The 24,669-nt window shown below is 64.2% G+C and carries 19 protein-coding genes; 15 read left to right on the plus strand and 4 right to left on the minus strand.

The genetic code is table 11. The features are described 5' to 3' along the window. Positions 1 to 14: 14 nt before the first annotated feature. Positions 15 to 896 carry an HDOD domain-containing protein gene (locus tag LPW30_RS13220; protein ID WP_025282152.1) on the minus strand — a complete coding sequence of 294 codons (882 nt, stop codon included), beginning with the start codon at positions 894 to 896 and terminating at the stop codon, positions 15 to 17. A 189-nt stretch (positions 897 to 1,085) separates the two neighbouring features. Here LPW30_RS13220 and LPW30_RS13225 point away from each other — a divergent pair, with 189 nt between their 5' ends. The 6 genes from LPW30_RS13225 to LPW30_RS16245 all read left to right on the plus strand — a co-directional run bounded on the left by LPW30_RS13225 (position 1,086) and on the right by LPW30_RS16245 (position 8,879). Further along, a complete protein-coding gene (locus LPW30_RS13225; protein ID WP_239681093.1) occupies positions 1,086 to 3,470 on the plus strand; it encodes a DUF1631 domain-containing protein in 2,385 nt (794 codons plus the stop codon). A gap of 97 nt (positions 3,471 to 3,567) precedes the next feature. Next, entirely contained in the window at positions 3,568 to 4,728 is a 1,161-nt protein-coding gene (locus tag LPW30_RS13230; RefSeq protein ID WP_239681094.1) for an ABC transporter substrate-binding protein, read from the plus strand. An 87-nt stretch (positions 4,729 to 4,815) separates the two neighbouring features. Beyond that, a complete protein-coding gene (locus LPW30_RS13235; RefSeq protein WP_239681095.1) occupies positions 4,816 to 5,691 on the plus strand; it encodes a branched-chain amino acid ABC transporter permease in 876 nt (291 codons plus the stop codon). A gap of 11 nt (positions 5,692 to 5,702) precedes the next feature. Further along, entirely contained in the window at positions 5,703 to 6,704 is a 1,002-nt protein-coding gene (locus LPW30_RS13240) for a branched-chain amino acid ABC transporter permease (protein ID WP_239681096.1), read from the plus strand. A 4-nt stretch (positions 6,705 to 6,708) separates the two neighbouring features. Then, positions 6,709 to 7,527, plus strand: coding sequence for an ABC transporter ATP-binding protein (locus tag LPW30_RS13245; protein ID WP_084306897.1), 819 nt, complete (start codon positions 6,709 to 6,711; stop codon positions 7,525 to 7,527). A gap of 5 nt (positions 7,528 to 7,532) precedes the next feature. Continuing rightward, complete coding sequence (locus LPW30_RS16245; protein ID WP_239681097.1) at positions 7,533 to 8,879, plus strand: ATP-binding cassette domain-containing protein; 1,347 nt, start codon at positions 7,533 to 7,535, stop codon at positions 8,877 to 8,879. Between the two features lie 61 nt (positions 8,880 to 8,940). On the opposite strand, the gene LPW30_RS13255 is transcribed toward LPW30_RS16245, so the two are convergent. Further along, positions 8,941 to 10,662, minus strand: coding sequence for a proline--tRNA ligase (locus LPW30_RS13255; RefSeq protein WP_239681098.1), 1,722 nt, complete (start codon positions 10,660 to 10,662; stop codon positions 8,941 to 8,943). A gap of 374 nt (positions 10,663 to 11,036) precedes the next feature. Between LPW30_RS13255 and LPW30_RS13260 the strand changes: the two genes are divergently transcribed. Continuing rightward, entirely contained in the window at positions 11,037 to 12,083 is a 1,047-nt protein-coding gene (locus tag LPW30_RS13260) for an efflux RND transporter periplasmic adaptor subunit (protein WP_239681099.1), read from the plus strand. Next, complete coding sequence (locus LPW30_RS13265; protein ID WP_238624074.1) at positions 12,080 to 15,352, plus strand: efflux RND transporter permease subunit; 3,273 nt, start codon at positions 12,080 to 12,082, stop codon at positions 15,350 to 15,352. Before LPW30_RS13260 ends, LPW30_RS13265 begins: the two co-directional genes overlap by 4 nt. A 207-nt stretch (positions 15,353 to 15,559) precedes the next feature. On the opposite strand, the gene LPW30_RS13270 is transcribed toward LPW30_RS13265, so the two are convergent. Then, positions 15,560 to 16,432, minus strand: coding sequence for an SDR family oxidoreductase (locus LPW30_RS13270; RefSeq protein WP_239681100.1), 873 nt, complete (start codon positions 16,430 to 16,432; stop codon positions 15,560 to 15,562). Between the two features lie 112 nt (positions 16,433 to 16,544). Here LPW30_RS13270 and LPW30_RS13275 point away from each other — a divergent pair, with 112 nt between their 5' ends. Continuing rightward, positions 16,545 to 16,796, plus strand: coding sequence for a type II toxin-antitoxin system Phd/YefM family antitoxin (locus LPW30_RS13275; RefSeq protein ID WP_025282144.1), 252 nt, complete (start codon positions 16,545 to 16,547; stop codon positions 16,794 to 16,796). Positions 16,797 to 16,802: 6 nt separating this feature from the next. Continuing rightward, positions 16,803 to 17,183 carry a type II toxin-antitoxin system VapC family toxin gene (locus LPW30_RS13280; RefSeq protein WP_025282143.1) on the plus strand — a complete coding sequence of 127 codons (381 nt, stop codon included), beginning with the start codon at positions 16,803 to 16,805 and terminating at the stop codon, positions 17,181 to 17,183. Between the two features lie 3 nt (positions 17,184 to 17,186). Here the strand turns inward: LPW30_RS13280 and LPW30_RS13285 are convergent, their stop codons facing one another. Beyond that, a complete protein-coding gene (locus LPW30_RS13285) occupies positions 17,187 to 17,564 on the minus strand; it encodes a DsrE family protein (protein ID WP_025282142.1) in 378 nt (125 codons plus the stop codon). Positions 17,565 to 17,687: 123 nt separating this feature from the next. Between LPW30_RS13285 and LPW30_RS13290 the strand changes: the two genes are divergently transcribed. From LPW30_RS13290 to LPW30_RS13310, 5 genes are all read left to right on the plus strand, one after another. Continuing rightward, positions 17,688 to 17,981, plus strand: coding sequence for an FmdB family zinc ribbon protein (locus LPW30_RS13290; protein ID WP_025282141.1), 294 nt, complete (start codon positions 17,688 to 17,690; stop codon positions 17,979 to 17,981). 27 nt (positions 17,982 to 18,008) lie between these two features. Next, positions 18,009 to 18,641 (plus strand): DUF502 domain-containing protein, encoded by a 633-nt coding sequence (locus LPW30_RS13295; RefSeq protein WP_035369555.1) that lies wholly within the window; start codon positions 18,009 to 18,011, stop codon positions 18,639 to 18,641. 109 nt (positions 18,642 to 18,750) lie between these two features. Next, positions 18,751 to 20,538: an aspartate--tRNA ligase gene (gene aspS, locus LPW30_RS13300; RefSeq protein ID WP_239681101.1), complete on the plus strand. Its 1,788-nt coding sequence runs from the start codon at positions 18,751 to 18,753 to the stop codon at positions 20,536 to 20,538. Positions 20,539 to 20,817: 279 nt separating this feature from the next. After that, entirely contained in the window at positions 20,818 to 23,718 is a 2,901-nt protein-coding gene (locus LPW30_RS13305) for a molybdopterin oxidoreductase family protein (RefSeq protein WP_239681102.1), read from the plus strand. A 171-nt stretch (positions 23,719 to 23,889) separates the two neighbouring features. Continuing rightward, positions 23,890 to 24,585, plus strand: a complete 696-nt coding sequence (locus tag LPW30_RS13310; RefSeq protein WP_025280409.1) for a 4Fe-4S dicluster domain-containing protein — start codon at positions 23,890 to 23,892, stop codon at positions 24,583 to 24,585. Positions 24,586 to 24,669: the final 84 nt, after the last annotated feature.

A 24,669-nucleotide genomic window follows, 5' to 3' on the forward strand; every position in this document is an offset into this window, starting at 1 on the left:
TGGGCCATCCTGTCTCAGGCCCTGGCCCTGGGCAGGATGACGGTGAGGATTTCCAGGAACTGGGGCGTGATCTCGTCCCAGATGTCGTCCGTGTCCTCTTCCTCCAATTTCAGTGTTGTCCAGATGCCTGGATCCACCAGGCACGCATAGCCACCATATTCACTGAAACTGCCGTGCTCGGTGCGATTGCTCAGAGCATCGGCCAGGTGCACCACCGATACCTCCAGGCTGGCCTGGTGAGCGGCGCCAGGCCGATGATGCCGACCCACCGCTTCCTGCAGGACCGGTGGCAGGCCCCAGATGCGCAGCAGCTCCCCGCCCACGTCTGCGTGATCGAATCCCAGGACCTCCCGCTCCTGCTCCGCCAGCACCTGTTCATTGCCCCGGGAGATCATCAGGGCCTCCCGCAACTCCTCGGGATAACGGCTGTACAGCACCAGGCTGCCCACATCGTGCAGCAGGCCTGCCACGAACAGCCTCTCCGGATGCAGTACGTGGCAGCGTTGGGCCAGCGAGCGGGCCACCAGGGCAGTGAAGATGCTGTGACGCCAGAACACCGCCACATTGACCAGTTCGCAGGGCAGGCGCGAGAAAGTGTTCGTTGCGCTTACTGCCAGCGCCAGGTGATAAAGGGCGCGCGTGCCGATGATGGATATGGCCCGGGAGACCGTATCAATCCGGTTGGGCAGGCCGTACATGGCCGAGTTGGCCAGGTGCAGCACCTGGGCGCTCAGGTTGGGATCCTGTGTCACAATGGCGGCAATGCTGTTGGCCGAAGAGTGGGGCGCCTCCAGCGCCTGGCGCAGCCGGATGATGATTTCCGGCGGGGATATCAGGTGCGACACGTCCTTCAACAGGTCGCCGAGATCGAACCGCTTGTCTGAAAGGTCGCCCATGCGCTTGATTGGTCTCGAAAAAATTTGAATTTTGTCGCGTTTCCCAAGCCTAACTATGGACTATAAGACACTGAAGTCAACCGCGCCGGGAGCGGTTCCAAGCAACCCCAGGTTATCGCCATGAACGAGAAAGCCGTACACAACGTGGTCGCGTTCAAGGCCCCAGGTCAATCAAAGGCGGGGGGGCGCATGCCTATTCAGATCCTGGGCCATTGCCGGAACCTGTCTACCCGTCACGTGGAACCACTGCTGCGGGAGATGCTGGATAACGCCGACGACGCCCTCTTCAAGCTGGCGGAGAAGGCCGAGGACAATCGCTCCCAGACGGCCTATTTCGACGCCATGCGGGAGTTGCGCCGGCAGCGCTCCACCATGGAGAGCGAGTACGCCACCCAGATGGCACGGGTCTTCGATCAATGCCTGCGCGCCAGGCCCGCAGCGTCGCGGTCCCCCACCGCCGAACCGGATGAACTCAGTCTGGTGGACGATGAGGAACTGGAGGAAAACCTGGCCATCGATGGCATGGTGGGCAAGGCGCGGCGCCTGAACGAGCATGACCTGCACGCCATTGAGCGTCGTCTGGCTGCGGTGATGGAGCGATCCCGCTTGAGCGAGGAGGATAACCCGGTGGACCCCGTGGCGTTCTGTCGGGGGTTTCGGGATGCCATGCAGGTGCTGGATGTGGATATCCGCATCCGTCTGATCATCTTCAAGCTGTTTGATCAGTTCGTGGTCTCCCGCCTGGCTCCGTTGTACCACGAGATCAATCGCTACCTGGTGGAAATGCGCATCCTCCCGGACCTGCGACACGAGAGCCGGGAAGGACGGCCCGTTTCCGAGTCTCGCAGGGATGCCCCGGAGGGCTTCGGGGACGAAGCGGAGATGGACTCGGGTGCCTATGGTGTCGACGGCGAGGATGATGAGGGCGATCTGGTGGCGCTGCTGCGGCATTGGGTAGGTCGTCGGGACGCGCAGGGGTCAATCCACCAGGGTGGACGCTCCGGGGGCATGGGTGCCGGTGTGCCCGGGGGAGGCTCCGGCACGGGCGGCGCCGCTTCGGGCCAGGGCAGGGCGGTCACGGCCGATATGGGGTCGGTGATCGCCGCCCTGTCCTCGCTGCCCTCCCGGGGGCAGATGGGCGTTGCAGGGGGTGGAGCTGCCGAACTCAAGGGGGCCGTGGTTGGTGCGTTGAACACCGGTGGAGATCAGGCCGTCGCCCTGAACGGCATGGACGAGTCGGCCATCGATATCGTCGCCATGCTGTTCGAATTCATCTTTGATGACCCGGCGCTGCCGGCTCCCATCAAGGAACTCATAGGCCGTCTGCAGATTCCCGTACTCAAGGTGGCCCTGCTGGACAAGGGCTTTTTCAGCCGCAAGCGCCACCCTGCCCGCCGCCTGCTCACGGAACTGTCCCGGGTGGGCGTGGGCTGGTCCGAGGCCGCCGATGAGGAGGAAGGCCTGCGGGTCAAGATCGAGTCCCTGGTGGAGCGCCTGCTGAATGACTTCGAGGACGATGTGGGTATCTTCGAGGAGGTTCTCCAGGATCTGCAGGATTTCTGTGCCCAGCAGGCCGAGCGGGCCGCCCAACGGGAGGAGCAGGCGGCCCTGGCCACCCAGGGTCGCGAGAATCTGCTGCTGGCCAGGGGCGTTGCGGACGAGGCCATCGAGCGGGTGATCGATGGGCGTACCCTGCCCGAACCCATCGAGCATCTGTTGCGCCACACCTGGAAGGAATTGCTGGTGCTGATCTACCTCAGAAACGGTCAGCACAGCCAATTGTGGCAGAAGGCCTTGAACGTGGCCTCACTGCTGGTGTGGAGTCTCATCCCCAAGGAGCGGCAGGACGAAAGAGATCAACTCACGGGTCTGTTGCCCTCCTTGCTCAAGGCCCTCCAGGACGGTATGGCCCGCATGTCCCGGCCGCCGGAGGAACAGCAGGAAGTCATGGCCCTGCTGGCTCGGGAACACACGCGCATGGTGAAGACGCCGATGCCTGCCGGGGATGCCGCTGCGGTGGCGCCCGACCTGGAGGAGGTGGCGGCGACACCCTCCACCCGCAAGCAGGCTGTCGACCCCGCGCCAACCAGCGGGGAGGCGAAGCCTGCCGCGGATCCGCTTCTTCAGTCACCGGCCCGCGAGACCCCGGCCGAGGGCGCGGCGGCGGATATCCATGATGGTCGTTCCTTCATGGCTCGCAAGGTAGCGGAAATCAACCAGCTGATCTCCGAAGGGCGCTTCAGCGTGCCGGGTCAGAGCACCCCGGAGGCGTCCGAAGGCGAGGGCGCTGGAGATGATTCCGTGGAGGATCTGCATCTGATGACCGCCCGGGAACTGGCCGAGGGTACCTGGCTGGAACTGTTGGATGCGGAGAACCAGCCCGAGCGGATCAAGTTGTCCTGGAAAAGCCTCATCAGCGGCAAGTACTTCTTTGTGAATCGTCAGGGTCTGAAGGTCCGTGAGATGACTTCCCACGCCCTGGCCGCCGAGTTCCGCGCCGGTCGGGCGCGAATCATCGAGGATGTACCGGTCTTCGATCGGGCCATCGAGACCCTCCTGTCCAGCCTGAAATAGGGGTGCTCGGGCGGCGCCCCTAGCCACCTATGACAAATTTGTGGTTTTATTAGCGGGTTTTTCCATCTGGCCACCCCCCCACAGACTGGAGTACCCGGTGAACAAGAAGAGCTTGCTGCGCGGCATGGCCGCTGTCACGACCCTCCTTGCCCTGGCCCTTGCCGGGCCCGCCCCGGCCTCCGAAGGTCCGATACGCATCGGCGCCTTCGTCTCCGCCACCGGTCCCGCATCCTTCCTGGGTGACCCGGAACTCAAGACCCTGGAGATGTATGTGGAGCGCATCAATGAGGCGGGCGGGGTGCTGGGTCGGCCTCTGCAACTCATCCATTATGATGATGGTGGCAGTGCCTCCGAGGCCCGCAACTTCGCCAATCGTCTGCTCCGCCGCGATCGCGTGGACGTGCTCATCGGCGGCAGTACCACCGGCACCACCATGGCCGCTGTGCCCCTGGCCGAGCGGGCCCGCACACCGATGATTTCCATGGCCGGCGCCCTCACCATTGTCGAACCCGTGCGTCCCTGGGTGTTCAAGACCCCGCAGTCGGATCGCATGGCGGCGGAGCGTGTCCTGAGCGACATGCAGGCGCGCGGCATCACGCGCATCGGCCTGATCTCCGGCACCGACGGGTTTGGTCGTTCCGGTCGGGAACAGACCCTGGAAGTGGTGGAACAGTTCGGGATCCAGGTGGTGGCGGATCAGACCTACGGCCCCCAGGATACGGACATGACCTCACAGCTCACCCGTATCCGCAACACCGAGGGCGTTGAGGCGGTATTCAATTTCGGTTTTGGTCAGGGTCCGGCCATTGTCACGCGCAACTATGCCCACCTGGGCATTGATCTGCCTTTGTACCAGTCCCACGGCGTGGCCTCCGACCGCTTCCTGGATCTGGCCGGACCGGCCGCCGAAGGGGTGCGCCTGCCTGCCTCCGCGCTTCTGGTGCCTGATGCATTGCCGGATAACGACCCGCAGAAGCCGGTGGTGCAGGGTTACAAGGAGGCCTACGAGGAGCGCTGGAATACTTCCGTGTCCACCTTTGGCGGTTACGCCTACGATGCCCTGCACCTGGCCGTTCACGCCATCGAGCAGGCGGGCAGTACCGACCCCGAGGCCATTCGCGAAGCCCTGGAATCGATCCAGGATTTCGTCGGAGTGACCGGTGTCTTCAACATGACGCCGGAGGATCACAACGGTCTTGAGCCGGAATCCTTCCGTTTGCTGGAGGTTCGCGATGGTCGCTGGGCGTTGATCGACTGAACCCCGTGTCCCTCAGTGCATGGGCGCCCGGGTGACTCCTGACCCGGGTGTTCCATATGACCCTTGTTAGCCTGCCTCGAGTCCCGCATGTTTGCCGAGTTCCTACAGTACCTGTTCGCTGGCGTCACCACCGGTGCCATCTATGCCCTGGTGGCCCTGGGGTTCACCCTGGTGTACAACGCCAGCCATGTGATCAACTTTGCCCAGGGCGAGTTCATCATGATCGGTGGCATGGCCACCCTGGCCTTCATGGCCATGGGGCTGCCCATGCCTCTGGCCATTGCCATGGCGATCCTCCTGGCGGCGGTGCTGGGCGCGCTCCTGCATCGGTTCGCCATCGCCACGGCCCGGCAGGCGGATGTGGTCACCCTGATCATCATCACCATCGGTGCTGCCATCTTCCTCAGGGGCATCGCCCAGGTGATCTGGGGCAAGGAGTACCATGCCCTGCCTTCCTTCAGTGAGCGGGCATCCATCGAGGTGATGGGGGCGGTGATGTACACCCAGAGCCTGTGGGTGCTGGGCATTGCCACCGTCCTGGTGCTGGTGCTGGCCCTGTTCTTCAAGCGCACCTTGCTGGGCAAGGCCATCCTGGCCACCTGCATGAACAAGCAGGCCGCCCGTCTCATGGGGGTGCGCATCCAGTTTGTGGTGATGCTGGCCTTCACCCTGGCGGCCATTCTTGGCGCCGTGGCCGGCGCGGTGGCCGCGCCCATCACGCTGACCTCCTACGACATTGGCATCATGCTGGGCCTCAAGGGGTTCGTGGCCGCGGCCATCGGCGGGTTGGGCAGCGGCGTGGGTGCCGTGGTGGGCGGTCTGCTGCTGGGTATTGCCGAGGCCATGACCGCCGGTTACATCTCCTCCGATTACAAGGACGCGGTGGCCTTTTTGCTCATCCTGGTGATCCTGCTGTTCATGCCCCGTGGACTGTTCGGTAGCCGTGTGGCGGAGCGGGTGTGATGCGTTTGTCCATGCCTTCGAAGATGCCGGGTCTGCCGGTGCTGGTGCTCGTCCTGCTGCTGGTGCCCATCATTCTGAACGACGAGTTCTATCTGGATATCGCCACCCAGATGGCCCTGATCGCGGCCACCGTGGTGGGGCTCAACCTTTTGGTGGGCTATGCAGGACAGGTGAGTCTGGGGCACGCGGCCTTCTTTGCCATGGGGGCCTACGGCAGTGCCATTCTCACGGGTACCTACGGCTGGACGCCGGTGCCGGCCCTGCTGTGCGCGGCCTTGCTGGTGGCCACCCTGGCCTGGCTGGTGGGGCGCCCCATCCTGCGCCTGAAGGGGCATTATCTATCCATGGCCACCCTGGGCCTGGGCATCATCATCGCCATCGTCATCAACAACGAGGGCTGGCTCACCGGAGGGCCCGATGGGATTCCGGTTCAACCCCTGTCGCTGATGGGCTTTGAACTGAGCATCTTCGATGAATACCACCTCTTCGGGCTGGTCATCTCGGGTACCCACGCCTGGTATGCCCTGGCTGGGGTCCTGCTCGTGCTGGCGGTGTGGATTGCGCAGAATCTGATCGACTCCCCCATCGGCCGGGCCCTGCGCGCAGTGCATGGCTCCGAGGTGGCGGCCCGCACCGTGGGGGTGGATACCAGTCACTACAAGCTGCTGATCTTCGTGATCTCGGCGGTGTATGCCAGCGTCATGGGGAGTTTTTTCGCCCACTACACCGGCTTCATCACACCGCAGCTGGCCACCTTCGAACACTCTATCGAGCTGATCACCATGGTGGTGCTGGGGGGGATGGGGTCCACCTACGGGGTGATCATCGGGGCCGTCCTGCTATTGCTGCTGCCCCAGTTGCTTACCGACTTTCACGAGTACGAGATGATGATGTTCGGCCTCATCCTGATGCTCACCATGATCTTCATGCCCAAGGGTTTGCTGCCCACCCTGAGCGCCCTGGTAAAACGTCATTGGCCGGCGGGTGTCCGGTCGTCGGGTCCGGGGGGGTGAGCGCATGAATGCCGTATTGTCACAGAATGCGTCCGCCGAGCCTGATGCGGGCAACGTCAGGCGTGCCGGTGCAGATCTGGCGGTGCTATCTTTGAGCAAGGCCTTTGGCGGCGTGCATGCGGTGGAGGATCTGAGCTTTCATATCCGTGCCGGCACCATCCATTCCGTGATCGGCCCCAACGGGGCAGGCAAGACCACCCTGTTCAATCTGATCACCGGTCTTTACCAACCGGATCAGGGGGAGGTGCTGCTCAACGGACAATCGGTACAGGGCATGCCCCCTGAGCGCCTGGCCCGGCTCGGCATGTCCCGCACCTTTCAGAACCTGCAAATCTGCATGAATATGTCTGCGGTGGAAAATGTCATGCTGGGCCGGCATCTTCACCTCAAGCGCAACTTTCTCGCCGCCTTGCTGCGCTGGCCCTCCCTGCGGCGCAGCGAGCGGGCCTGCCGGGAGCAGGCGCGGGAGTTGCTGTGCTTCGTGGGTTGCGAGGCTTACCTGGAGGCAGAGGCCTCGGCCATGCCTTATGGTGCCCTCAAGCGCCTGGAGATCGCCCGGGCACTGGCCACGGAGCCGGGCATCCTGCTGCTGGATGAGCCGGCAGCGGGCCTGAACAGCGCCGAAACCGCCGCCCTGGAGCGCCTGATCCAGCGCGTTGCCGATCAGGGGGTGACCGTGGTGCTGGTGGAGCATGACATGAAGCTGGTCATGGCTGTCTCCGATCAGGTGCTGGTGCTGGATTACGGCCGCAAGCTGGCAGAGGGGACGCCGCAGGAAGTACGCCACAATCCCGATGTCATTGCCGCCTACCTGGGGGGGTGAGGGCCATGAACGAGCCGAACAAGACCGCCAGTCAGCGAGCCACGGGCACGATCTCCGAGGAGCACCTGAACCTGTGGCGCATCATCCTGCTGCTGGAACGCCTGCAACAGGACATGGATCAGCAGGGCACCGAGCCGGACGAGGTGCTGATCAATGCCATCCTGGATTATTTCGAGCATTACTCGGAGCGGGTGCAGAGCCGTCCCAACGAGATCCTGCTTTTCGAGCGCCTGCGGGCCCGGGCGGGTGGGGGTTTCGAGGAGCTGGATGAGCTGGAGGCGGATTATCTGACGGCCCACGACGCCCTGCAGCACCTGCGCGTGCTGCTGCACCGCTGTGTGGAGCACTGGCCCGAGGGGCGCGATGAGCTGTGTGCGGCCCTGGACCGATTCAGTCATACCCTGCGCCGGCACATCCTGCTGGAAGAGCAGATCCTCATACCCCAGGCCCTGAAGGTGCTCAACGAGGCGGACTGGACGGCCATCGCCGAGGCCCGGGACCAGTACAACGATCCCCTGTTCGGTGAGCGGGTGCGGGAGGAGTTCCGCGACCTGCGCCACCGCATCATCAACCTGGCGCCGGAGCACGTGGGGGGGCTGGGGATCAGTCATCCCACCCGCCTGGAGGCTCCACCGGATCGCCACGAGATGCTGGCCATCCAGGGTCTGGTGTCCTCCTATGGGCGCATCCAGGTGCTGCACGAAGTGGACCTGACCATCCGGCGTGGTGAGATTGTCTCCCTGGTGGGGGCCAATGGCGCTGGCAAGAGCACCCTGCTGATGACCCTTTCCGGGCTGCAGCCGGTGGACGCCGGGCGCATGACCTACGAGGGGGAGGATCTGCGCCGCTGGCCTTCACACCGCCGCGTGGCGCAGGGCATCGTCCAGGTCCCGGAGGGCCGGCAGGTCTTTCGTGACATGACGGTGCACGACAACCTGCTCATGGGGGCCTACACCCGCGGGCATGGCAAGGAGGTGGATCAGGATCTGGAACGGGTGTACGGGCGCTTTCCCATCCTGCGCCAGAAGCAGCGTCAACTGGCGGGCACGCTTTCCGGTGGTCAGCAGCAAATGCTGGTAATTGGTCGCGCCCTCATGGCCCGGCCTCGACTGCTGTTGCTGGATGAGCCCAGCATGGGGCTGGCGCCGCTGGTGGTGGAGGAGATCTTCGATATCATCCGGGAACTCAACCAGGAGGGGATCACCATCTTCCTGGTGGAGCAGAACGCCGCCCAGGCGTTGTCGGTGTCCCATCGGGGCTATGTGCTGGAGGCAGGGAAGGTGGTCCTGGAAGGGCGGGGTGAGGAGTTGCTGGAGAACGAACAGGTGAGGGCAGCCTACCTGGGGATCTGACGCCCGTCCCCCGGGCCGCGGTCGGGTGGCCCGGGGGTGTCCTGTCAGGTGGGCATCGGCCTCACGCGGCCTGCATGCGCTCCTTGAGGAACGCCACCAGTCCGTCCAGCGCCACCATGGTGGCTTCCCCATCCCGTCGTCCCTTGTATTCCGCTTCGCCGGCATCCAGTCCCTTCTCGCCCAGCACCACCCGGTGCGGGATGCCGATCAGTTCCATGTCGGCGAACATGACCCCCGGTCGTGCGCCCCGGTCGTCGTACAGTACCTGGAATCCTGCCTCGGTGAGTTCCCGATAGAGTCCTTCCACGGCGTCGCGCAGTCGCTGGGACTTGTGGGCGTTGATGGGGCACAGGGCGATCTGGAAGGGCGCCAGCGCCTCGGGCCAGATGATGCCCCGCTCGTCGTGGTTCTGTTCGATGGCTGACGCCACCACCCGGGAGACGCCGATGCCGTAGCAGCCCATGGTGATCATCTGGCTGTGGCCCTGTTCGTCGAGCACCGTGGCATCCAGGGCCCGGCTGTATTTTTCCCCTAGCTGGAAGATATGGCCCACTTCGATGCCGCGGCGGATCACCACTTTGCCCTGGCCGTCGGGGCTGGCGTCGCCTTCCTGCACGTTGCGCAGATCGGCCACCTCGGGCAGGGGGGTGTCCCGGTCCCAGTTGATGCCGAACAGGTGCTTGCCGTCCTGGTTGGCGCCGGCGGCGAAGTCGCTCATCATGGCCACGGAGCGGTCGACGATGCAGGGAATGGGCAGGTTGACCGGCCCCAGGGAGCCGGGTCCGGCGCCGATGGCAGCGCGGATTTCCACTTCGCTGGCCATGCGCAGGGGGCTGGCGACCTGGGGCAGTTTTTCTGCCTTGAGGGCGTTGAGTTCGTGGTCTCCGCGCACCAGCAGGGCCACCAGTTGGGTGGCATTCTCCTGGGAGGCTGCCACCACCAGGGTCTTGATGGTCTTTTCCACCGGCAGGTCGAAGCCGTCCACCAGGTCCTGGATGGTGCGGACGTTGGGGGTGTCCGCGATGCGCATTTCCTGGCTGGGGGCGGGGCGTTCGTGACCAATGGCGGTTGCTTCGGCCAGTTCCACGTTGGCGGCGTAGTCGCTGCCGTTGGAGAAGGCGATGGCGTCTTCACCGGAATCGGCCAGTACATGGAATTCATGGGAGTGATGGCCGCCGATGGAGCCGGTATCGGCTTGCACGGCCCGAAAGTCCAGGCCGCAGCGCTGGAAGATGCGGGTGTATGCCTCGTACATGGCCTGGTAGGTCTCTTGCAGGCTCTCGGGGTTGGTGTGGAAGGAGTAGGCGTCCTTCATGAGGAATTCCCGGGCGCGCATGATGCCGAAGCGGGGGCGGATCTCATCCCGGAACTTGGTCTGGATCTGGTAGAAGTTGACGGGCAGTTGCCGGTAGCTGTTGATCTCCCTGCGCACCAGGTCGGTGATGACTTCTTCGTGGGTGGGGCCGAAGCAGAAGTCGCGGTCGTGGCGGTCCTTGAGTCTCAACAGTTCCGGTCCATACTGTTCCCAGCGGCCGGATTCCTGCCACAGTTCGGCCGGTTGCACGGCGGGCATCAGCACTTCCAGCGCCCCGGCGCGATCCATTTCCTCGCGTACGATGGCCTCCACCCGCCGCAATACTCTCAGCCCCAGGGGCATCCAGGTGTACAGCCCCGAGGCGAGGCGGCGGATGTAGCCGGCCCGCAGCATCAACTGGTGGCTGATCACCTCGGCATCGGCCGGGGTTTCCTTGAGGGTGGCCAGGGGGAATTGGGATACACGCATATGGGGGTTCCGGAGATCGTGTTTGTTGGGGGCTTGGGTGGGGATTTTACATTTTTCTGCTTGTGCCTGGGGTTGGGTTCGGTGGGACCCTCCGAGGCAGGGGATCCCTCCAGCGGGACGCCGTGAATACGTCCATGTAGGCTCTGCAGCCGCTTCCTGCGGCTGAAGCCCGCTTACGGGATCCCCTGCCCCGGAGGATCTGGACACCTGGGCGGCTTCGCCCGAATGAGCCCCTCTCCCGCTGGCGGGAGAGGGGTTGGGGTGAGGGTGGGGCGGGGCAAGGGGATTTGAAATGGATCAATTTGTGCTAGATTAGCATAATCTAATATTCAGTCGGCGCCCCTTGGGGTGCCCAACCAGGGAGCGCTCCCCACATGATTCACCCCGGACTTCGCTGGCTGCTGGTCGGCACCGCCTTCTGCCTGCTGGCCTCACCCGTGGCGGCTCAGACGCTAGAGACCACCCAGATCCGCATGCACACACTGCCCCTGGAGCAGGTGCTCGACGGGCGCATCGAAGCGGTGCAGCAAGCCACCGTGTCGGCTCAGACCAGCGGGCGGGTGGTGGAGGTCTTCTTCGACGTGGACGACTTCGTGGACGAGGGGGACCTGATCCTGCGGCTGCGGGATACGGAGCAGCGGTCGCGCCTGGAGCAGGCCGAGGCGAGTCTTCGGGAGGCGCGGGCGCGTTTCAACGAGGCGCGCAGTGAACATGAGCGCATCGAGGGCATTTTCGAGCGGCAATTGATCTCCCGTTCCGAGATGGATCGGGCCACGGCGGCGCTGCAGTCGGCCCGGGCCCGGCTGGAGTCGGCCGAGGCCGCGGTGGAAGGCGCACGGGAGGAACTGGAGCACACCCGGGTGACGGCACCCTATGCGGGCATCCTCACCGAGCGTCATGTGGAGACGGGGGAGAGTGTCAGCCCCGGGCAGCCGTTGGTGTCGGGGATCTCCCTGGAGCATTTGCGGGTGGTTACCCAGGTGCCTCAGCGGCATATTCAGGCGGTGCGGGAACATCAGCAGGCGCGGGTGTTGATCAATGATTCCATGCCGGTGGAGGCCGAGGGTCTGACGCTGTTCCCCTATGCCGACCACGGCAGTGCCAGCTTTCGTGTGCGGGTGCAGCTGCCCGATGGTACGGCGGGTCTTTTCCCGGGCATGTTCGTGAAGGTGGTTTTCACTGTGGGCGAGCAGGAGCGTCTGCTGGTGCCGGCCGGGGCCGTGATGCAGCGGGGGGAGGTCTCGGCCGTTTATGTGATGGATGAGGAGGGTCGCATCCGCCTGCGTCAGGTGCGCACCGGGCGCCCAGCCGAGGGTGGTCATGTGCAGGTGCTGGCGGGCCTTGAGGTCGGTGAGCAGGTGGCCCTGGATCCGGTGCGTGCCGGCATCGCCCTCAAGGCGCAGCGGGAGGCGGCCCGATGAGTGATGCGGACAAGGACGGCGCCATGGGCATCTCCGGGCGCATCGCCAGGACCTTTCTCACCTCTCAGATCACGCCGTTACTGGCCATTGCGGGCCTGTTGCTGGGGCTGTTCGCCGTGCTGGTCACGCCTCGGGAGGAAGAGCCTCAGATTGATGTGACCTTTGCCAATGTGTTCATTCCCTTCCCCGGGGCCTCGGTGGAGGACGTGGAGCAACTGGTGAGCATCCCGGCGCAACAGGTGCTGTCGGAGATCGAGGGGCTGGAACACGTGTATTCCACCTCGCAGCCCGGCATGTCGGTGCTCACGGTTCAATATGAGGTGGGTGAGCCGCGTACCGAGGCCATCGTGCGCCTTTACAACCAGATCTTCTCCAATCAGGACTGGCTGCCCCAGGGGCTGGGGGTGGGGCAGCCCATCATCAAGCCCAAGGGGATCGACGATGTGCCCATCGTCGCCTTTACCCTGTGGACCGAGGATCGCCAGCGTAGCGCCCATGACCTGCAGCGGGTGGCTCATACGGTGGAGACGGAGCTCAAGCGGGTGGCCGGCACCCGGGACATCTACACCATTGGCGGTCCGGATCATGTGGTCCAGGTGCGACTGGACCCGCAGCGGGTCGCGGGTTTCGGCTTGAGCCTGGATGATCTGCGCCACGCCCTGCAGGCCAGCAATGTGTCCCGGGATGCCGGCGCCCTGGTACGCGACAACCAGGAGATACCGGTCAAGGCCGGGGCTTTCCTGTCATCCGAGGACGAGGTGGCCTCCCTGGTGGTGGGTGTGCACGACGGCGCCCCGGTGTACCTCTCGGATGTGGCGCAGGTGCGCCAGGGACCGGCCACTCCCCATAATTACGTCAGCTTTGGCTGGGGGGCGGGCTCCGAGCGGGGGGCGCTGCCCGGGCACAGCGAGCCGGCGGTGACCATCGCCATTGCCAAGCAGCCGGGCACCAATGCCGTGGATATCGCCGACCAGCTCATGATCCGCATGGAGCAGTTGCGCGGCACCCATATCCCCGACGATGTGCAAGTGACCGTGACCCGTAATTACGGGGAAACGGCGGACGACAAGGCCAGCACCCTGATCCAGAAGCTGATTTTTGCCACGCTGTCCGTGGTGCTGCTGGTGTGGCTGGCTCTGGGCTGGCGCGAGGCCTTTATCGTCGGCACCGCCGTGGTGATCACCCTGGCGGTCACTTTGTTCGCCTCATGGGCCTATGGCTTCACCCTGAACCGGGTTTCCCTGTTTGCCCTGATCTTTTCCATCGGCATCCTGGTGGATGATGCCATCGTGGTGGTGGAGAACATCCACCGGCACATGCAGATGGGCAAGAAGAAGCTGCTGGAGGCCATTCCGTTGGCGGTGGACGAAGTGGGCGCCCCCACCATCCTGGCCACCTTTGCGGTGATCGCCGCGCTGCTGCCCATGGCCTTCGTGACGGGTTTGATGGGGCCTTACATGAGCCCCATCCCCATCAACGCCAGCATGGGGATGCTCATCTCCCTGGCGGTGGCCTATGTGGTGACGCCCTGGATGACCTACAAACTGCTGCGTCGCCATGCGGAGGCCAAGTCGCCTGCCGAAGGTGGGCACGGCCAGGGTGGCAGTGAGGAGGCCGGCATGCGGATGATGCGCCTGTCCGAAGGGACCCTGGGGCCCTTCCTGCGTGGCGGTGGTGCCCGCTACAAGCGCTGGGGCCTCTACGGCGGCGTGGTGTTGCTGATTCTGGCTTCGGTGTCGCTGGTCTACGTGCAGGCCGTGGTCCTGAAGATGCTGCCCTTTGACGACAAGTCGGAGTTCCAGGTGGTGCTGGAAATGCCGGAGGGCACGAGCCTTGAGCGCACCGCGCGTGTGCTTCACGAGATGGGTGATTATCTGGCCACCGTGCCCGAGGTGCATGATTATCAGGTTTATGCCGGTACGGCCTCGCCCATCAACTTCAATGGACTGGTGCGTCAGTACTACCTGCGCGAGGGTGCCCACCTGGGGGATTTGCAGGTGAACCTGGTGCACCAGAAGGAGCGCAGCCGCAAGAGCCACGACATCGCCCTGGATGTGCGCGAGCCGCTCAAGGCCATTGCCGATCGTCATGGGGCCACCATCCAGTTGGTGGAAGTCCCCCCGGGGCCGCCCGTACGCGCGCCCATCGTGGCGGAAATCTATGGGCCGGACTACGAAGGCCAGATGGCCCTGGCCGGCCAGCTCAGGGAGATGTTCGAGAACACCTCCGGGGTGGTGGATGTGTCCGACTCGGTGGAGTACCCCGGACCCCGTCTGATCCTGGAAGTGGACCGGGAAAAGGCTGCCTTGATGGGTGTGTCGCAGACGACCATTGCCCAGGCAGTGGACACGGTCCTGGCCGGCGAGGATGTGAGCTTTCTCTTCGGTGCCAACGTGAAATATGCCGTGCCCATTCGCCTGGAGTTCGATGCCGCCGACAAGGGGGATCTGGAGACGGTGCTCGGGGTGCGGGTGCGTGCCATGGATGGCGGCCTGGTGCCCCTGTCGGAGTTGGTGAACGTGGTGGAGAGCACCCGCGAGCGCTCCATTCATCACAAGGACATGCTGCCGGTGGTGTATGTCACCGCCGATATGGCCGGGCGTCTGGATAGCCCGCTGTATGGCATGTTCGACCTGGTGTTCCAGTTGCGTGACAAGCCCTTGGTCCATGATGAGGCCCTGGAGCAGTTCTTCATCCAGCAGCCGGACGATCCCTACCAGTACAGCATCAAGTGGGATGGAGAATGGCAGGTCACCTACGAGACCTTCCGCGACATGGGGCTGGCCTATTCCGTGGGCCTGTTGCTCATCTATCTCCTGGTGGTGGCGCAGTTCCGCTCCTACGTGGTGCCGCTGATCATCATGGCCCCCATCCCGCTGACGGTCATCGGCGTCATGCCGGGTCATGCCCTGCTGGATGGTCTGGTCATGGACGCCAAGTTCACGGCCACATCCATGATCGGCATGATCGCCCTGGCGGGGATCATCGTGCGCAACTCCATCCTGCTGGTGGATTTCATCAACCATGAGGTGAGTCGCGGCCTGGCCCTGGAGGATGCGGTCATCCGTGCCGGCGCCGTGCGTGCCAAGCCCATCGTGCTCACGGGGCTCGCCGCCATGATCGGTGCCGGCTTCATCCTGGACGACCCGATCTTCAACGGCCTGGCCATCTCGCTGATCTTCGGCATCCTGGTGTCCACGCTGCTCACCCTGCTGGTGATCCCGGTGCTGTATTACAGCTACCTGAAGGGGAGGGTCCAGCATCAATGACCCTTATGGCATCATCAACCCCCCGTTCGCGGCCGAGGGCCGCTCCCACGGGGGCTGCGGGCCGCTGCGGCTGTCGGGGCCCCGTCTATCCTTCGGGTCACACTGCTCCCAGGGGACTGCGGGGTGCTGGGTGCCCTCTCATGGCTTCGTGAGATCCCCGTGCCCTCTGTGGGAGCGGCCCTCGGCCGCGAATGGGGAGCCGCCCGGCTACCGATTCTCCCCCCGGGACACCCCCCTCAACACCCGGTCCAGCCCCCGCGTGGGCAACACACGCCGCAGCGTGCCAAACAGATACGTGGGCACCGTCACGTAATACCGGGCCCGCGGCCTGGGGCTCTCCAGGGCATGGATCAGCTTCTTCACCACCGCCTCCGGCGGCAGGGTGAAGGGCGCCGCCGGCCCCGCCTTGGTCAGGCGCCGCTCTGCCGCCGCATACTGTTCCCGAAAGACACTGTTCTCCCGGTCGACATGGGCCGCCAGGGCCGCGTGGGCATTGGCCCGGAAGCGGCTGCTGATGGGCCCGGGCTCGATCAGGCTCACCTGCACGCCGCTGCCGTGCAGCTCCAGACGCAGGGTGTCGGTGAGCCCTTCCAGGGCGAACTTGGAGCAGTTGTAGGCGCCACGAAAGGGCAGGGCGATCAGGCCCAGCACCGAGCTGTTCTGCACGATGCGCCCCTCGCCCTGTTCGCGCATCACCGGGATCACAAGATTGGTCAGCTCCAGCCAGCCCAGCAGGTTGGTCTCCAGCTGCCGGCGCAGCACATCCCGGGTGAGATCCTCCACCGCCCCGGGCTGACCGTAGGCGCCGTTGTTGAACAGGCCGTACAGGCGCCCATCGGTGGCCTCAAGCACCTGCTCCAGGGCGGCCCGGATGGAGGCGCTGTCATCCAGATCCAGCTGCACGGCCTCCAGCCCTTCCTCCTGCAGCCGCGCCACATCCGCCTCCCGCCGCGCCGTGGCAAACACCCGATATCCCCGGCGAGCCAGCGCATGGGCCGCACAATGACCGATCCCGGAGGAACAGCCGGTGATGAGGATGGGACGATCTTTGGGGGATGGGGGTGTCGAGTGGGTGTTCATGATGCAGGGGGCTCGCGATAGGTTGGGGCCGTGGGTGGATGCTCTTCAGTCACTGGTTGATTGCAATCGATACGGTTACACTTTGAGATGTAACTTTTCCCGGGAGGGCGTCATGGAAGCCACGACCAAGGATCTGCGCTTGCACACACGAGAACTTCTGGCGGCGGTGGGCCGTGGTGAGCAAGTGGCCATCACCTACCGCGGCAAGCCCTGTGCTCGCCTCGTGGCCTGGCAGGAGGGCACCCAGGAGGTCCGCCGCGGGCGAAATCCGGCCTTCGGTCTTTGGCGAGGCCAACAGGATATCCCGGTGGACGAACAGGTTCGTGCCCTGCGCAGGGGGCGTGATTTCTCCGACCTGGGATGAATGGCCGTGCTGATCGATACGGATGTCCTGATCTGGAATCTACGCGGTAACGAACAGGCTGCTTCTCTGCTGGATGGTTCCCCGGGCTTCAGAGTGTCCGCGGTCACGTACATGGAATTGCTTCAGGGCCTGCGAAACAAGGACGAAATGCGTGTCTTGCGTCAGGCCATGCACTACTGGGGGGCTCAGTTGATCCCCATCGACACCGAGATTTGCGGTCGTGCCACCTATCTGGTGGAAGAGTATGCACTCAGTCACTCCATGCAGATGGCCGACGCGCTGATCGCCTCCACGGCCCTGCAGCTGGGTGAGGTGCTGGTGACAGCCAATGACCGTCACTACCGTCACATTGATGGTCTGGCCCTGGAAGTGTTCCGGCCCGATTAGCACTCAATAGGTCAGCGTCACCACCCCATCTTCCACCACCTCGCCGATGAAGGCCCCGCCGCCGCGCTTGCCGTCCAGTTCCGGTATGGCATTGGCATCATCCAGCCCGTGTTCCCCCATGGCGCCGGCGCAGGCGTAGAACTTCACGCCGGCCTCGTGGGCATCCTGCATGAAGTCGTACACGGACTTCTCACGGGCTTCTCCCGGGAAGATGTTCTGTGCCACGCCCTGTTTGAGCAGCTGCGTGGTTTCGGCGGCGAAGTAGATCTCCACCTCCAGGTCCATGGCTGCAGCCACGGTGGCCTGAAAGAAGGGTGCGCCCAGGGTGCCCGGCGCATCCAGGCGGGTGTTGAGCAGCATGATCACGATCTTCTCGGCCATTCCCGTCTCCTCTCGGGGCTTGCAAAATGCCCCATCGGCCCCATAACCCGAAAGGCGCCCGATTGCGCCTCCAAGACAGTATAATTCGCGCACGATCAGACCGCCTCGCACGGAGACCCGAAGATGCCCATCTACGAATACGAATGCAATGCCTGTGGCCACCGCATGGAGGCCATGCAGAAGATTGCCGATGCCCCATTGGTGGACTGCCCCGCCTGCCACACGGCCGAACTGCGCAAACTGGTGTCGGCCAGCGCCTTTCGCCTGGGTGGTAGCGGCTGGTACGAGACCGATTTCAAGAAGGACAACAAGCGCAATCTCAAGGAGGGTGACAAGGCCGCTCCCTGCGCCACCGACAGCAGTGCCAAATCCCCGGCCTGCAGCGCCTGTCCCGCTGCCGCCAACTCCGGGGGGTGATCCTTGTCGGACAAACACAGCGGACCCATGCAGAGCCTGCGACGCTACCTGATCGCAGGCCTGCTGGTCTGGGTGCCCCTGGTGGCCACCGCGGCCATCATCAAGTTCATCCTGGACGTGATGGATCGCACCCTGCTGCTGCTGCCGCCGGGGTTGCGACCGGAGGCCCTGCTGGGTTTCACCATCCCGGGCTTCGGGGTGGTGATCGCCGTGGTCATCGTCTTCACCACCGGCCTGGTGGTGGCCAACCTGCTGGGCCGCAAGCTGGTGGAGATCTGGGAGGCCATCCTGGCCCGCATCCCCCTGGTGAGCACCATCTACTCCGCCGTGAAGCAGGTGATGGAGACCCTGTTGGGGGCGGGCGGGGAATCCTTCCGGCGGGTGCTGCTGGTGGAGTATCCCAGGAAGGGGATCTGGACCCTGGGCTTTCAGACCGGGGCCGGCATGGGCGAGGTGCAGGCGCGCACCGAAAAGGATGTGATCAGCGTCTTCATTCCCACCACACCCAACCCCACTTCTGGCTTCATCATCCTTGTGCCTCGGGACGAGGTGGTGGTGCTCGACATGTCGGTGGAGGACGGCCTCAAGTTCGTCATGTCCCTGGGCGTGGTGGTGCCCCGCTACCCCCCGGTCAAGAAGGGCGAGACGGGGGCGAAGTGAGGCCGCGGCGCCAGGCGCCTTCCCCTGGACTTGCCACCCCAATTGGCAAGACCGTACCATTACCGGTTTTCCACAGCCTCAATCATTCAGGACACTCCAGGAATCCCCCATGCGCTCCCATTACTGCGGTATCGTCGATGAGTCCCTGCTCGACCAGGAAGTGACACTGTGCGGCTGGGTCAATCGCCGCCGGGACCATGGGGGCGTGATCTTTGTCGATCTGCGTGACCGTGAGGGGTTGGTGCAGGTGGTCTTCGACCCGGACCGGGCCGATGTCTTCGCCACCGCCGAGCGCATTCGCAGCGAATACGTGCTGAAGGTGACCGGCCGGGTGCGTCGTCGTCCGGAAGGTACGGTGAACACCGATCTGCGCACCGGCGCCATCGAAGTGCTGGGCACCGGGCTGACCGTGCTCAACACCTCCGAGACCCCACCCTTCCAGCTGGATGAGGACGACGTGGGCGAGGAGACGCGCCTGCGCTACCGTTATGTGGATCTGCGCCGCCCCACCATGCAGAGGCGTCTGCAGATGCGTGCCCAGATCACCGGCGTATTGCGCCGGTTCCTGGAAGGGCATGACTTCCTCGATATCGAGACCCCGATGCTCACCAAGGCCACGCCCGAAGGGGCGCGGGATTACCTGGTGCCCAGCCGCACCCATCCCGGCAGTTTCTTCGCGCTGCCCCAGTCGCCGCAGCTGTTCAAGCAGTTGCTGATGATGTCGGGGCTGGACCGCTACTACCAGATCGTGCGCTGCTTCCGGGACGAAGACCTGCGCGCCGACCGTCAGCCCGAGTTCACCCAGCTGGATATCGAGACCTCCTTCATGGATGAGGAAGGCATCATGACCCTCATGGAGGAAATGATGCGCGAACTCTTCGCCCAGGTGCTGGAAGTGCCCCTGCACACCCCCTTCCAGCGCATGACCTATGCCGAGGCCATGCACCGCTTTGGCTCCGACAAGCCGGACCTGCGCATCCCCCTGGAACTGACGGAGCTCACTGACGTGATGGCGCCGGTGGAGTTCAAGGTGTTCTCCGGCCCCGCCAAGGATCCCCATGGCCGCGTGGCGGCCCTGCGTCTGCCCAAGGGTGGTGATCTCACCCGTAAGGAAATCGACGACTACACCCAGTTCGTGGGGCGTTATGGTGCCAAGGGCCTGGCCTATATCAAGGTCAACGACGTCAATGCGGGGCGAGAGGGACTGCAATCTCCCATCCTCAAGTTCCTGCCGGACGAGGTGGTGGTGGAGATCCTCAACCGCACCGAGGCCGAGGATGGCGACCTGATCTTCTTTGGTGCCGACAAGGCCCGTGTGGTGAACGAGGCCCTGGGTGCCCTGCGGGTCAAGCTGGGTCATGATCGCCATCTGGTGGCGCGCGGCTGGCGCCCCCTGTGGGTGGTGGACTTCCCCATGTTCGAGATGGACGACAAGGACAACCGCTGGGTGGCCCTGCACCATCCCTTCACCGCGCCCCGGGTGGATAACCCCGACGAGCTGGCCGGCGATCCCGGTCACCTGGTCTCCCGGGCATACGACCTGGTGCTCAACGGCACGGAAGTGGGCGGCGGTTCGGTGCGTATCCACAACATGGCCATGCAGCAGAAGGTGTTCGAACTGCTGGGCATCGGCGAGACCGAGGCCCGGGAGAAGTTCGGCTTCCTGCTGGATGCCCTGAAGTACGGCTGCCCGCCGCACGGCGGTATCGCCTTCGGCCTGGATCGCCTGGTCATGCTCATGACCGGCGCCCAGTCCATCCGCGACGTCATGGCCTTCCCCAAGACCCAGACCGCCGCCTGCCCCCTCACCCAGGCCCCCGCCGAGGTCAGCGAGGCCCAGTTGCGGGAACTGAACATCCGCCTGCGGCAAACGGCAGCGGACAAGAAGGAGGGCTGACCGGCCCGCTCGACCCGAAGACCCCTTCCCCGATGCCGGGAAAAGGGGCCAGACCCCGTTTCCCCAAAGAGCTCCTCTCCCGCTGGCGGGAGAGGGGTTGGGGTGAGGGTGGCGGGGACTGACTGCCCCCCTTTTCCGCCTCACTTATACCCAAATCAAAAACTTCCCTTTGAGTTGGTGCCCCGCAACCGGCACACTTTCACACCTGGATTCTGCTAAAAACTACCCTGAGCGAATCATCACCACACCCTACATAACCATAACGACAGGTGACGGGGCATGAAGGCACTGCCGAAGTTCGAAGACCATTCCCGACAGGACACCCGGTACACCACTTGCTACATGTGCGCCTGTCGCTGCGGCATCAAGGTCACCGTCGAAGACAACAAGGTCCGCTACATCCAGGGCAACCGCAACCATCCGGTGAACAAGGGCGTGCTCTGTGCCAAGGGCAACGCCGGCATCATGAAGCAGCAGTCCCCGGCGAGGTTGCAGCAACCCCTGATGCGCAAGCCCGGTACCGAACGGGGGGAGGGGGAGTTTGAACCCATCTCCTGGCACGATGCCCTGAATCTGCTCACCGATCGCCTGGCGAAGATCCGCTCCACCGATCCCAAGAAGCTGGCCTTCTTCACCGGTCGCGACCAGATGCAGGCCCTGACCGGCCTGTGGGCCACCCAGTTCGGTACCATCAACTGGGCTGCCCATGGCGGGTTCTGCTCCGTGAACATGGCCTCGGCGGGGCTTTACACCATGGGGCATGCCTTCTGGGAATTCGGCGACCCGGACTGGGAACGCACCAAATATTTCATGCTCTGGGGCGTTGCGGAGGACCATGCCTCCAATCCCATCAAGATGGGCATCGAGCAGATCAAGCGCCGCGGCGCCAAGTTCGTCTCCGTGAACCCGGTGCGCACCGGCTATCAGGCGGTGGCCGACGAGTGGGTATCCATCCGCCCGGGCACCGATGGCCTGCTGGCCCTGTCCATGGTCCACGTGCTGCTGCGCAACGACTGCATCGACCAGGCCTTCCTGGTGCGCTACACCAACGCCCCCTGGCTGGTGGTGGACACCCCCGGTCAGAAAGGCCACGGTCTCATCCTCCGGGACAAGCAGGGCCAGCCCCTGTGCTGGGATCAGGATACCAACGCCGTCACCGATGCCTCCCAGGTGGAGATCCAGCCGGCCCTGTTCGGTGAATACACCGCCCCGGACGGTCGCCCGGTGAAGACGGTCATGACCCTGCTGGCCGAACGCTATCTCAGTGCCCAGTACGCGCCGGAGAACGTGGCCGATCGTTGCGGCGTGCCCGCCGAACAGATCGAACGTCTGGCCCTGGAGATGGCCCATGTGGCCTTCAAGGAGACCATCGAGATCGAATGCCAGTGGACCGATGCCTACGGCCGCACCCATGATCGCTTCGTGGGTCGCCCCGTTTCCATGCACGCCATGCGGGGCATCTCTGCCCACTCCAACGGTTTTCAGACCTGCCGGGCCATTCATCTGCTGCAGATCCTGATGGGCACCATCGACGTGCCCGGTGGGCATCTGTCCAAGCCGCCGTATCCCAAGCACATCCCGCCGGGCATCAAGCCGGCCCGGGAGATGGCCCCCAACACTCCCCTCAAGAGCCCACCGCTGGGTTTCCCCACCGGCCCCGAGGACCTGGTGATCGACAAGCAGGGCAACCCCCTGCGCATCGACAAGGCCTATTCCTGGGACGCCCCCATGGCCAACCACGGCCTGATGCACATGGTGATCACCAATGCGGTGAAGGGGGATCCTTACCCCATCGACACCCTGATCCTGTTCATGGCCAACATGAGCTGGAACTCCACCATGAACACCAGCCAGGTGATGGACATGCTGCGGGAGAAGGGTGAGGACGGGGAATACAAGATTCCCTTCCTGGTGGTGTCCGACGCCTTTCACTCGGAGACGGTCAACTTCGCCGATCTGGTGCTGCCGGATTGCACCTATCTGGAGCGGCACGACACCATCTCCATGCTGGACCGCCCCATCTCCGAACCCCATGCCGCGGCGGATTCCATCCGCCAGCCCATCCTGGAGAAGGACCGGGACGTGCGCCCCTGGCAGGAGGTGCTGGTGGACCTGGCCGGGCGGCTCAAATTCCCGGCCTTCACCGGCGAGGATGGCAAGCCCCGATACACCTCCTATCAGGACTTCATCGTCAACTTCCAGAAAGAGCCGGGCATCGGTTTCCTGGCGGGTTGGCGTGGTGAAAACGGGGATCAGGACCTGCGCGGCGATCCCAATCCGCAGCAATGGGAGGCGTACGCCAAGAACCAGTGCTTCTTCGTGCATCACCTGGAAGACAGTCAGAAATACTACCGCTACTGCAACCAGGATTACCTGACCCTGGCCCGGCATGCGGGCTGGGTGGGGTCCACCGATCCCATCGTGCTGGAGTTGTATTCCGAGACTCAGCAGCGCTTCAAGCTGGCAGGGCAGGGGCTGTACGACGGGCCATGCCCCACCCGCGAGGAACACAAGGACCGGCTCACCCGCTACTTTGACCCATTGCCCATCTGGCATCCCCCGCTGGAGCATGATCGCATCGATGCCGATGCGTATCCCTTCCATGCCATCACCCAGCGGCCCATGTTCATGTACCACTCCTGGGATTCACAAAACGCCTGGCTGCGGCAGATCTGCGCCGGTAATCGCCTTTACATGAACCGGGGGCGGGCCCACTCCATGGGCATCGAGGACGATGCCTGGGTATGGGTGGAGTCTCATCATGGTCGCATCCGTGCCCAGGTGAAACTGATCGAGGCGGTGGAACCGGACACGGTCTGGACCTGGAACGCCATCGGCAAGCAGGCGGGCGCCTGGGGGTTGTCGGCGGATGCGGATGAATCCCGCAAGGGCTTTCTGCTCAACCACCTGATCTCGGAATTACTCCCCCAGAAGGGAGACGGACTGGACAATGTCACCAATTCCGACCCTGTCACCGGTCAGGCGGCCTGGTATGACCTGCGTGTGAAGATTACCCCCGCCAAACCAGGCGAGGTGGGTTCCTGGCCCCAGTTCGATCAGGTGAAACCCCTGCCCGGGATGGCGGTATCTCCCAGCGCCTTGCGCTATCAGACGCACCGCGCCGTGAACCTGAAGCGCAGCCTCTGGGATGTGCTCACGCGGGGCAAGCACCGGCGGTAAACCGGGCCCTCACCCCAACCCCTCTCCCGCGAGCGGGAGAGGGGCTCTAAACTTCCTTCTCCCCCAAGGGGTGAGAACTAACGCCCCCTTCTCCCCTCGGGGGAGAAGGGACGGGGATGAGGGGAGCGGAGGGCACATGCCTTCCAGGCAGACGACTTGAGGAGTGAATCAATGCGATTGGGTCTGGTAATCGACCTGGACACCTGCGTGGGCTGCCATGCCTGCGCCGTGGCCTGCAAACAGTGGAACACCTCCGGCACCACCGGACCACTGACCGATATCGCCGCCTATGGCGCTGAGCCCAGTGGCGTCTGGTTCAATCGCATCCGCCACTACGAGGTGGGCGATTACCCCAACAACAAGACCGTCAACATGCCCATGTCCTGCATGCACTGCGAGGATGCGGACTGCGTGACCGTATGCCCCACGGGCGCCTCCTACAAGCGCAAAGAGGATGGCATCGTTCTGGTGGATCAGGACAAATGCATGGGCTGCAACCTGTGCGCCTGGGCCTGCCCCTATGGTGCTCGGGAGCTGGATCCCGTGGATGGGGTGATGAAAAAATGCACCCTGTGCATCGACCGTATCTACGACGAGACCCTGGAGCCTGAGGATCGTCAGCCCGCCTGCGTGATCACCTGTCCGGCCCATGCCCGTTTCTTCGGTGACCTGGATGATCCCGATTCCCAGGTGAGCCGCCTGACGCGGGAACGGGCCGGGCAGACGCTCATGCCCGAGTTGGGTTACAAGCCCACCAACACCTATCTGCCGCCACGCGTCACCCGGCCGGTGCCCACGGACGATGTGCGGCGCAAGAGCCTGATCAGCAGCGTGAAGGAATGGGTGAATCAGGCCATTGTTCGTTGATGTGGACCTCGGCCCTCACCCCAACCCCTCTCCCACCAGCGGGAGAGGGGCTCAAGGGCTTCCCTGCGGGCGCGGAGACCCAGA

This window comes from Ectothiorhodospira variabilis, from assembly GCF_022227625.1.
GTDB lineage: Bacteria > Pseudomonadota > Gammaproteobacteria > Ectothiorhodospirales > Ectothiorhodospiraceae > Ectothiorhodospira > Ectothiorhodospira haloalkaliphila.